This window comes from Micromonospora sp. (assembly GCF_048594385.1).
Lineage (GTDB): Bacteria > Actinomycetota > Actinomycetes > Mycobacteriales > Micromonosporaceae > Micromonospora > Micromonospora wenchangensis.
In genome coordinates this window covers 1-9,394 of sequence record NZ_JBMDWU010000080.1, presented here as the reverse complement: position 1 = coordinate 9,394, position 9,394 = coordinate 1, and the positions used below count along the sequence as shown (strand labels likewise).

10 protein-coding genes are annotated in these 9,394 nt (G+C 72.2%); 3 read left to right on the top strand and 7 right to left on the bottom strand.

The genetic code is table 11. The features are described 5' to 3' along the window. Nucleotides 1-20: 20 nt before the first annotated feature. From ACOJTC_RS03815 to ACOJTC_RS03790, 6 genes are all read right to left on the bottom strand, one after another. The gene (locus tag ACOJTC_RS03815) at nucleotides 21-425 is read right to left on the bottom strand and encodes a GntR family transcriptional regulator (protein WP_420115759.1); all 405 of its coding nucleotides are present in this window, start codon (nucleotides 423-425) and stop codon (nucleotides 21-23) included. After that, the gene (locus tag ACOJTC_RS03810; protein ID WP_420115758.1) at nucleotides 422-1,150 is read right to left on the bottom strand and encodes a hypothetical protein; all 729 of its coding nucleotides are present in this window, start codon (nucleotides 1,148-1,150) and stop codon (nucleotides 422-424) included. Before ACOJTC_RS03810 ends, ACOJTC_RS03815 begins: the two co-directional genes overlap by 4 nt. An 88-nt stretch (nucleotides 1,151-1,238) precedes the next feature. Further along, entirely contained in the window at nucleotides 1,239-1,898 is a 660-nt protein-coding gene (locus ACOJTC_RS03805) for a response regulator (RefSeq protein ID WP_420115757.1), read from the bottom strand. Further along, nucleotides 1,895-3,052: a sensor histidine kinase gene (locus ACOJTC_RS03800; RefSeq protein WP_420115756.1), complete on the bottom strand. Its 1,158-nt coding sequence runs from the start codon at nucleotides 3,050-3,052 to the stop codon at nucleotides 1,895-1,897. Before ACOJTC_RS03800 ends, ACOJTC_RS03805 begins: the two co-directional genes overlap by 4 nt. Beyond that, the gene (locus ACOJTC_RS03795; RefSeq protein ID WP_420115755.1) at nucleotides 3,052-3,885 is read right to left on the bottom strand and encodes a CPBP family intramembrane glutamic endopeptidase; all 834 of its coding nucleotides are present in this window, start codon (nucleotides 3,883-3,885) and stop codon (nucleotides 3,052-3,054) included. The genes ACOJTC_RS03800 and ACOJTC_RS03795 overlap by 1 nt, the downstream gene beginning before the upstream one ends. Nucleotides 3,886-4,013: 128 nt before the next feature. After that, nucleotides 4,014-4,610: a helix-turn-helix domain-containing protein gene (locus ACOJTC_RS03790; protein ID WP_420115754.1), complete on the bottom strand. Its 597-nt coding sequence runs from the start codon at nucleotides 4,608-4,610 to the stop codon at nucleotides 4,014-4,016. 140 nt (nucleotides 4,611-4,750) lie between these two features. Here ACOJTC_RS03790 and ACOJTC_RS03785 point away from each other — a divergent pair, with 140 nt between their 5' ends. The 3 genes from ACOJTC_RS03785 (at nucleotide 4,751) to ACOJTC_RS03775 (ending at nucleotide 7,061) form a co-directional block, all read left to right on the top strand. Then, nucleotides 4,751-5,389 (top strand): class I SAM-dependent methyltransferase, encoded by a 639-nt coding sequence (locus ACOJTC_RS03785; RefSeq protein WP_420115753.1) that lies wholly within the window; start codon nucleotides 4,751-4,753, stop codon nucleotides 5,387-5,389. Between the two features lie 80 nt (nucleotides 5,390-5,469). Continuing rightward, nucleotides 5,470-6,546 carry an MFS transporter gene (locus ACOJTC_RS03780; RefSeq protein WP_420115752.1) on the top strand — a complete coding sequence of 359 codons (1,077 nt, stop codon included), beginning with the start codon at nucleotides 5,470-5,472 and terminating at the stop codon, nucleotides 6,544-6,546. Further along, a complete protein-coding gene (locus ACOJTC_RS03775; RefSeq protein ID WP_420115751.1) occupies nucleotides 6,504-7,061 on the top strand; it encodes a hypothetical protein in 558 nt (185 codons plus the stop codon). The genes ACOJTC_RS03780 and ACOJTC_RS03775 overlap by 43 nt, the downstream gene beginning before the upstream one ends. Before the next feature lie 106 nt (nucleotides 7,062-7,167). Here the strand turns inward: ACOJTC_RS03775 and ACOJTC_RS03770 are convergent, their stop codons facing one another. Then, nucleotides 7,168-9,273 (bottom strand): ThuA domain-containing protein, encoded by a 2,106-nt coding sequence (locus ACOJTC_RS03770; RefSeq protein ID WP_420115750.1) that lies wholly within the window; start codon nucleotides 9,271-9,273, stop codon nucleotides 7,168-7,170. Nucleotides 9,274-9,394: the final 121 nt, after the last annotated feature.

The following is a 9,394-nucleotide window of genomic DNA, read 5'->3' as shown; positions in this document are numbered from 1 at the left end:
GCGGCAGGACGCTGTCGATCTCAGGGCCCCGCTCCGGCTGATGGCGTTGCTTTCAGCGCGGCTGCGTGGGCGTCGGTGAGTTCGTCATCACCGGCACCGAGGAGACGACCGGCGGTGACGAACTCACGGGCCCGCAGGGTCAGGGCTTCGAGACGGGCGTCTGGCTGTAGGACGGCTGCGGAAGCCACCCGGGTGCCGGCCGCCCGTCTGGTGACGACCAGGCCGGCCGCCTCCAGCTCCTGGTATGCGCGAGCCACGGTTCCGTTGGCCAGCCCCAGATCGGCGGCGAGTTGCCTGACCGTCGGGAGTCGCTGCCCTTCCGCGAGCACCCCCCACCGGATCAGCTCGGCGATCTGCTGACGGACCTGTTCGAACGGGGGAACAGCCGAGGACGGGTTGATCCGGATGGCGGGGCCGCTCGTCATCCGGCTACCCCGTCGGCACCGATGTGGCTGGCGGCACCGGTCACGGCGCCGGGGAGCCGGTGCGGGGCCATCACCAGGGCACCCGCATAGCCGCCGAAGATGATCAGGCCGAGCCCGGCGAGGAGGCTGAGGGCGAGACCCCAGGCAGGTGAGCCACCAGCGCGCCAATCCCACTGGCGATCGGCGTACCAGAAGGCGAGGGTGGTGAACACGATGGCGAACACCGCCGTGCAGGTGTAGACCGTGCGGCGGATGGCGGCGTGACGCCAGGTGTTGTCCGCTGCCGCATCCGCCTCGTCGGCTCCCGCCTGGGGAGCACGGACGATCAGCCATACGATGACGAGGGTCAGGGCGGCGGTGACACCAAGGGTGATCAGTGTGCTCGTGAGGCTGACCGGTGCCGCGGTGCCGAAGTACTTGACTTCGTGGTCAGGTCGTTCGGGGGTGGGGAAGCCGGCGAAGAGCATGATGCCGACCCCGAGCAGCGCGACCACGACGACTTCCCGTCTCGGCGCGTAATCCCGGACGCGTCGGGGAACCAGGCTGGCGGTGCCACGGCCCCGGCCCGGTCGTGGTGTGACGGCTTCGCTGGCGAGAGCGCCGAGGAGGGTCGCCAGGACCAGGGCGATCGGAGCCAGATCAAACAGGTAGGTGCGGGTCAGTGCGAAGGCGGTCCCCACACCGACGGCCATCCCGACCATTCGATACCGGCCACCAGTGGTCATGACCCCTCCTTGTATCGAAATACTGATACAAGAGTAACCATTTCCATGGCCCGTGTCACCCCCTGTGCACGTGACGGTGCCGGGGCGTTCAGGTCACCAGCCCGGTCCGGTACGCGTACACCACCGCCTGCACACGGTCGCGCAGGTCCAGCTTGGTGAGGATGCGTGAGACGTACGTCTTGACGGTCTCCTGACTGATCACCAGCCGGGCCGCTATCTCGCTGTTGGACAGGCCGTCGGCGATCAGGCGCAGCACCTCCAACTCGCGCGGCGTCAGGCCCGTGTCGTCCGGGGTGCCCCCGGCGGGACGGATGCGGGCCGCGAACCGGCCGACGAGTTGCCGGGTCACCTCCGGTGCCAGCAGCGCGGCCCCGCTGGCGACGGTGCGGATGCCGTGCAGCAGCTGCGCCGGTGGGGCGTCCTTGAGCAGGAAGCCGCTCGCCCCGGCGCGCAGCGCCTGGTAGACGTACTCGTCGAGGTTGAACGTCGTCACCACGAGCACCCTGACCGGGTGGGTCACCCCACTGCCGGCCAGCAGGCGGGTCGCCGCGATGCCGTCGAGGACCGGCATCCGCACGTCCATCACCACCACGTCCGGACGCAGCCGCCCGGCGAGATCGACCGCCTCGCGCCCGTTCCCGCACTCGCCCACCACCTCCAGGTCGGGTTGAGCGCCGATGATCGTCGCGAAGCCGGTACGGATCAGCGCCTGGTCGTCGCAGACCAGCACCCGGATCGGCGCGGTCATGACGCGTCACCGGTGGGGATGCGGGCCCGGACGACGAAGCCGTCGTCCTCCCGGCGTTGCGCGCTGAACTCGCCGCCGAGCACGGTGACGCGGTCACGCAGCCCGGCCAGGCCGCGCCCGCTCCCACCCGGGCCGGCGGGGCGCGTACCCGGGCCGGCGGTGCTGATCTCCACCGTGATCTCCCTCTTCCCATGGTGGACGTGCACGGCGGTACGGCTGCCGTGGGCGTACTTCAGGGCGTTCGTCAGCGCCTCCTGCACGACCCGGTAGGCGGCGGCCTCCGCGCCGCCGGTGGTCTCCGCCGGGCTGCCGTCCTGGGTGAACTCCACCGGCTGCCCGGCCCGCCGGGTCTGCTCGACCAGTGCGGGCAGCTCCCCGACGGACGGCACGCGCGGGTCGGCGTGGTGGTCGGGGTCGAGCAGGTCGAGCAGGATCCGCAGGTCGGCGATGGCCCTCCGGCCGGTGTCGGTGATGGCGGTGAGGGTGGTGTCGAGGCGGTCCGGGACGGTCGTCAGGTAGCGTGCCGCCTCGGCCTGCACGACCATCGCCGTCACGTGGTGGGTCACGATGTCGTGCAGTTCACCGGCGATGCGGGCGCGTTCGGTGGCGCGGGCGGCCTCGGCGGCCCGCTGGCGGCGTTCGGCCTCGGCGGCCCGGCTCTGCCGCAGCCAGGCCCCGACGCCCCAGGCGAGGGTCAACGCCAGGTAGAAGGTGAGGAAACCACCCACACCCTCCGTCGACCCCTGCCGGTGCAGGGTGACCGCCAGGGCGACGTACGCGGCGGAGCCCACGACCAGGGTGGCGCGCCGGCGACGTTCCAGGTGGACGCCGGCGCTGAGCAACGCGACGGCCAGCGCGGTGCCCGCGACCGTGTGGTAGGCGCGTACCTGGTCGACGGCGAAGCCGAGGGACACCAGGGCGAGACAGATCCCGGGCCACCGCCGGCGGACGGCCAGCGGGAGGCACTCCAGGGCGATCGCCACCACGGCCAACGCGTCGAACGGACGGCCGGGCAGGTCACCGAGTTGCGTGCTGCGGTCCTGCAACACCGGGATCGGCGCGCAGGCGAGGGCGAGCAGCAGCGCCAGCGGGAGATCCCGGACCGTGACGGGCCAGCGCCGCCACCTGTCCGCAAGCGTCCGCAGGTCGACCATCAGGAGACGGTAACGTCTGCCGCCGGCACGTCGGCCGGCCGGCGACGCGGGACGATGCGACCCCGGCGGTGGGCCAGCGCCAGGAACACCACGGTCAGTGCCAGCCCCGCCAGCACCGTGAACAGGCTGGCCTCCGGGCCGAAGTCGCCACCGCTGAGCAGCATCGGGCCCGACATGGTGGCGTCCAGCAGTCCCTGCGACTCGCCGTTGCCGGAGACCACGACGCTGAAGATCCCCGCGGCGGCGAAGTTCCACCCGAAGTGCAGCCCGATCGGCACCCACAGGGTGCGGGTGGCGGCGTAGCAGGCGGCGAGCATGAAGCCCGCCTCGATGGTGACGGCGGTCGCGCCCCACACGCTCGCGTCGGGGTTGGCCAGGTGGACCAGGCCGAACAGCACCCCGGTCAGCAGCAGCGACAGCCAGGTCCCGAGGCGTTCCTCGACGAGGCGGAACAGCAGGCCCCGGAAGAGCAACTCCTCGGTCACGGCGGCGGCCGCCATGAACCCGAACAGGCCCACCATGCCGGTCACCGAACCCATGCCGTGCACGTGGTAGCCACCCAGCAGGGCGATGGTGACGACGACGGCGGCGAACATGACGAACCCGATGACCGCGCCCCGGACGATCCGGGTGCCGGCACCGCACCGGGCCAGCTCCGTGACCTCCCGTCCCTCGGTACGACGCACCACCCACCGGTACGCGAGGAGCGTGGCCACCGCGGTCGCCGTGCCGAGGAGCAGGGTGAGCCAGGGGTTGTCCTGCACCGCCGCGACGGCCCGGCTGCCGACGAGAGCGGCTGCCGCGACGGCGAGGACCTGTTTCAACACACGCATGACGGGTTCCTTTGCGAGGTGGGCGGCCGAAGTGCCGCGGGCCACCTGGAACGCTAGGGATCGGCGGGCCGGGAATCGTCACCGTGCGGTGGACACCTGCGGGTAGCTCTCGCGGGGGACAAGCCTGCTCACGCGGTGGTGCCCGGTCGTGGTGCGGCGCGTACGTGGGCGCGTTCGCCCTGTCTGCCGACGAGGCTGAGGAACTCGACCGGCCCGGAGCTGGTCGCGCCGAACCAGTGCGGGGTGCGGGTGTCGAACTCGGCGGCCTCCCCGGGCTGCAGGGTGAGGTCGTCGTCGCCGAGGACCAGGCGCAGGGTGCCGTTGAGGACGTAGACCCAGTCGTACCCCTCGTGGGTGCGCAGGTCGGGCACGCGGTCGTCGTCGCCCGCCGGCAGGACGAACTTGTAGGCCTGGATGCCACCGGGTCGGCGGGTCAGCGGCAGGATGGTCACGCCGTCGGCGGCGGCGATGGGTCGCAGGTTGATCCGGGGGTCACCGGTCAGCGGTGCGTCCACGAGTTCGTCGATGGTGACGCTGTGGGCGCGGGCGAGCGGGAGCAACTGTTCGAGGGTGGGGCGTCGTAGGCCCGCTTCGAGCCGGGACAGGGTGCTGGCGGAGATGCCGGTCTCTTCGGCGAGGTCGGTGAGGGTGATGTTGCGGCGCAGCCGTAGCTGCTTGAGCCGGGGTCCGACCGCGTCGAGGGTGCGGTTCAGGTTCTCGTCCACCAGGCCATTTTGCCATTCGGCAAGAATCTTTGCGGGTTCTCCCCGGTGGTCGCAGGATCGCCTCATGACTGGCGACGACGGGAAAGGACAGGTCGGATGACCGAACCGAAGGAGATCGTCACGGTCGCGGAGGCTGCCCGATGACGCACCGCTTCGACCAGGACTACTGGCAACGGCACTGGCAGCCCACGGCCGGGCACCGGGCCGGCTCCATGGCGGGCAACCCGCCGAACCCGTACCTCGCCCGGGAGACCGCCCGCCTGGCACCGGGCACCGCGCTGGACGCCGGGTGCGGTGCCGGCGCGGAGGCGATCTGGCTGGCCACCCGTGGCTGGCGGGTCACCGCCGTCGACATCGCCGCCGAGGCCCTGACCCGCGCCGCCGACCGCGCGAGCGCCGCCGGACTGACCGGAACGCCGATCCGGTGGGTGGAGGCGGACCTGACCGGCTGGGAGCCGGGCGTCCGCTTCGACCTGGTCACCACCCACTACGCGCACCCCGCGATGCCGCACCTCGCGTTCTACCGGCGCATCGGCGGGTGGGTGGCGACCGGCGGCACCCTGCTGATCGTCGGCCACGGGCACACGCCGCACCCCGGCGGCCACGGGCACCACCACCCCGCCGAGGCGACGGTCACCCTCGCCGACATCACCGCCGGCCTTGACGTGGCCGAGTGGGGGATCCACACCGCCCAGGAACACCACCGGGGCATCCCCGGGCCCGGCGGACGCACCGTCGCCCTGCACGACGTCGTCGTACGCGCCACCCGCCGCCCCTGACCCCACCCTCGCCGCGACGCCGGGACCGAGGTCCACCCCCGGCGCCGTACCGAACCGCGCCCTCGAAAGGAAACCCGCGCATGTCCTCGCCCGACAGCCTGTCCCACATGAACGGCCCCGACGCGACGGTCCACGACCCGCGCCGACGCCGCGCCATCCTGATCGCGGTGTGTATCGCCCTGATGGCGGTCATCGCCTCCGTCTCCGGGCTCAACGTCGCCCAGCCGCAGGTCGCCGTCGAGTTCGACGCGTCGCAGAGCACCGTCCTGTGGATGATCAACATCTACACCCTCAGCCTGGCCGCGCTGCTGCTCCCGCTCGGAGCCCTCGGCGACCGGGTGGGCCGCAAGCCGATCCTGCTCGCCGGCCTGGCCCTGTTCGGCATCGCCAGCGCGGCGGCCGGCCTGGCCACCTCCGCCGCGATGATGATCGCCGCCCGGCTGTTCGCCGGCGTCGGCGCCGCGATGATCATGCCGGTCACGCTGGCCGTCATCACCTCCACCTTCCCCGACGGGGAACGCTCCAAGGCCATCGGCATCTGGACCGGCGTCGCCGGTGGCGGCGGCATCCTCGGCATGTACCTGTCCGCGGTGCTCGTCGACTGGGCGAACTGGCGGTGGCTGTTCCTGCTGCCGGTCGTCCTCGTCGTCGCCGCCGCCGTCACGGCCCTACGGGCCGTTCCGAACTCCCGCGAGCAGACGCGGCACCGCTTCGACGTCGTCGGGTCGCTGACGTCCGTGGTCGCCGTGACCGCCCTCATCTACGTCCTGCACGAGGGCCCGCTCCACGGCTGGACCGCGCCGCTGACCACGGCGAGCCTGCTCGTCGGTGTCGTCGCCGCGATCGGCTTCGTGGTGTGGGAACTACGCCGGCCGGCACCCCTGCTCGACGTCCGACTGTTCGGCGACCGACGCCTCGCCAGCGGCTCGCTGGCGCTGCTGGCGCTCTTCGGCGTCCAGGCGGGAATCTTCGTCGTCCTGTTCCCCTACTTCCAGGCCGTCCTCGGCTGGTCCGGCCTGCGCGCCACCGTCGCGCTCATGCCCATGGCGGCGACGATGATGCTGTCCTCCGGCCTCGCCCCACGGGTGGCCGCCCGGGCCGGGCCCGCGCCACCATGGCCACCGGCATCGTGCTCGGCGGCGCGGGTCTGGCCCTGATGGCCACCCTCGTCTCCGTCGACGGCGGCTACCTGGCGATCCTGCCCGGCATGCTCGCCATGGGACTCGGCATGGGCCTCACCCAGACCCCCTCCACCGAGGCCATCACCTCCGCCCTGCCCCGCGACCGCCAGGGTGTCGCGTCCGCCCTCAACGACGTCACCCGGGAGTTCGGCACCGCGCTCGGCGTCGCGCTGCTCGGCGCGGTCCTGACCGCCGGCTACCGCAGTGCCGTCGACACCCACCTCGACACGGTCCCCGCCGACACCGCCGACGCCGCCCGCGAGGGCATCGCCACCGCCATCGCCGCCTCCGACACCGCCGGTGCCCAGGCACCCGCGCTGGTCCGTGCCGCCCAGGAGTCCTTCGTGGACGGCTGGCAGCAGGCCATGTGGGTGGGCACCGCCGTGATGGCGGTCCTGCTCGGGTACGTCCTGGCCCGGGGCCCACGACGGACCGCACCCGGCACGCCGGTGACCGCACCGGCGTCGACGGGCGACGTCACCGTCGGCTGACACCCGCCTGACGACGGCGGACGGCCATCCGCCGCCGTCAGGCCGAAGACCCGACGTGCCCCCGCTGCCGGACCGGCAGCGGGGACACGGGTGGCCGCCTACCGGGTCACGGCAGGGTCCACTTCTGGTTGGCGGCGGCCAGACAGGTCCACAGGTGGACGGCCTGGCCGTCGGTGGCGCTGTTGTTGGACACGTCCAGGCACTTGCCGGACTTGGGGTTGCGCAGGGTGCCGTCGGCCTGCGCGGACCAGTTCTGGGCACCGCTGCCGTTGCAGGTCCAGAGTTGGATCTTCGTGCCGTCGGCGGAGCCACCACCGGAGACGTCCAGGCACTTGCCCAGCGCCTTGACGGTGCTGTTCGGGGTGACCGTCCAGGTCTGTGCGGCACTGCCGTTGCAGGTCCAGATCTGGATCTGCGTGCCGTCGGCGGTCGCCGCGTTGCGGACGTCGAGGCACTTGCCGCCGAGCCCGACGATCGGCCCGGTCCCCGGGGCGCCGGGGGTTCCGCCGCCCCGGACCAGGGTGAAGTCGTCCACGTCGAACAGACCGGTCCCGGAGCCGGTGAAGGTCAGGTACACGGTCTGCGTACCGGTGGGCACCCCGGCTAGGGTGGTGCCGACGTCGGCGTACGTGGTCCAGCCTCCGGTGTTGGGCACCGCCACCTGGCCGAGCAGCGGGCCGGTGGCCGAGCCGGTCCTGATGCCGATGGTGCCGCCCGCCCCACCGGAGACCACCCGGGCCCGCAGCGAGGTGACCCCGGTCAGGTCGAGACCCGGGTACGCGGCCCAGTCACCCGGGTCGACGTAGCCGAGGGTCTGCCCGCCGTTGGCCCCGGCCTTGGTGAACGCGCTGACCCCGTTGGCCGAGCCGAACGCCTCGGCCTGCACGGTGGTGGAACCGCCCGGGGTGCCGCCCAGCTCCTTGATCCGGACGTTGCGGAACGACACGTCGTCGCCCGTACCGTGGTTCTGGAGCCCGACGTGGCCGGCGAGGGAGCGGGCCGGGTCGGTGTTGGTGAAGTCGTTGATCTTCCGACCGTTGAGGAGGACCTGGAGCCGTTCCCCCTCGACCAGCAACTCGTAGGTGTTCCACTCTCCCGGCGGGTTCAGGGCCGCGTCCCGGGCGGCCAGATCGGCGGACTGGAAGGTGTAGACCGCGCCGGTGGTGCGGTCGGTGGCGTCGGTGGCGTCGATCTGGATCTCGTACCCGTTGTCCACCGCCGACCAGGGGTCGGTCGACGGCGGGAAGCCGATGAAGACGCCCGAGTTGTCGTCGCCGGCCATCCGCCAGTCCAGCTTCAGCGAGTAGTTGGTGAACTGCCTGGCGCTGTACCAGTACAGACCCATGCCGCCGACGGAGGTGAGGGTGGCGTCGGCGTTGCCGAAGCTGCCCGGCCCGGCCTGCGACCAGCCGGTGGTGGACCCGTTGTAGAGGGTGACGTAGCCGGTTTCCGGGCGGCAGTCGGCCTTCGCCCGGCCGGCCGCGTACCGGATGCCGCCGAGCAGGTGGCCGCGGAACGCCGCCTCCGTGTACGACCCCTGGGTGTGCCCCAGGCCGGTGTAGAACGACCGGCCGGAGTTGACCGTCTTGCACCAGGAGATCGGATGGTCACCGCCCATCGACCCACCCGAGTACGACGACTCGTCCAGGGTGGCGAGGACCCGGGCACCCGAGCGCGGATTGGTCTGGTAGTTGTACCACTCGTCGGTGCGGGTCCAGGTCTGCGGCAGGTGCCCGGTCGCCGGGTGCGCCCGGTTCTCGACGCGGACGCTCGCCTGCTGGATGGCCGGGTGCGAGGCGAAGTAGCCCCCCACCAGGCTGCCGTAGTACGACCAGCCGTACTCGGTGTCGGCGGCGGCGTGGACGCCGACGTACCCGCCACCGCCGTTGACGTACGACTCGAAGGCGGACTGCTGTGCGGCGTCCAGGACGTCGCCTGTGGTGTTGAGGAAGACCACCGCCTCGTACTGGGCCAGGTTCGCGGTGGTGAACCGGGACGCGTCCTCGGTCGCGGTCACGGTGAAACCGTTCGCGGTGCCGAGTTCCCGGATCGCCTGGATACCGACGGCTATCGAATCGTGCCGGAACCCGGCGGTCTTGGAGAACACCAGCACGTCGTACGGGGCGTCGGCCGCACCGGCCGGCGTCGGGACGGCAAGCACCGCGGCGGCGGCGGTCACCGCGCCGAGGACGGATCGAAGGAGTCTGCGCATGTCACTCTCCCGGACGGGGTGGAGGGTGGTGGCGGGGGCCCCCCGGGGGTGCCCCGCGGGCGGGGTACCGCAGGGTCCACGTGTGGGTTGCGGCGGGCAGGGAGGTGCTGCTGGGGCGGGG

Excerpts from the sequence above, each read along its gene's own strand:
- ACOJTC_RS03800 (WP_420115756.1), bottom strand. The coding sequence starts at position 3,052 with ATGGTCGACCTGCGGACGCTTGCGGACAGGTGGCGGCGCTGGCCCGTC.
- ACOJTC_RS03785 (WP_420115753.1), top strand. The coding sequence starts at position 4,751 with ATGACGCACCGCTTCGACCAGGACTACTGGCAACGGCACTGGCAGCCC.
- ACOJTC_RS03805 (WP_420115757.1), bottom strand. The coding sequence starts at position 1,898 with ATGACCGCGCCGATCCGGGTGCTGGTCTGCGACGACCAGGCGCTGATC.
- ACOJTC_RS03775 (WP_420115751.1), top strand. The coding sequence starts at position 6,504 with ATGGCCACCGGCATCGTGCTCGGCGGCGCGGGTCTGGCCCTGATGGCC.
- ACOJTC_RS03795 (WP_420115755.1), bottom strand. The coding sequence starts at position 3,885 with ATGCGTGTGTTGAAACAGGTCCTCGCCGTCGCGGCAGCCGCTCTCGTC.
- ACOJTC_RS03810 (WP_420115758.1), bottom strand. The coding sequence starts at position 1,150 with ATGACCACTGGTGGCCGGTATCGAATGGTCGGGATGGCCGTCGGTGTG.
- ACOJTC_RS03815 (WP_420115759.1), bottom strand. The coding sequence starts at position 425 with ATGACGAGCGGCCCCGCCATCCGGATCAACCCGTCCTCGGCTGTTCCC.
- ACOJTC_RS03770 (WP_420115750.1), bottom strand. The coding sequence starts at position 9,273 with ATGCGCAGACTCCTTCGATCCGTCCTCGGCGCGGTGACCGCCGCCGCC.
- ACOJTC_RS03780 (WP_420115752.1), top strand. The coding sequence starts at position 5,470 with ATGTCCTCGCCCGACAGCCTGTCCCACATGAACGGCCCCGACGCGACG.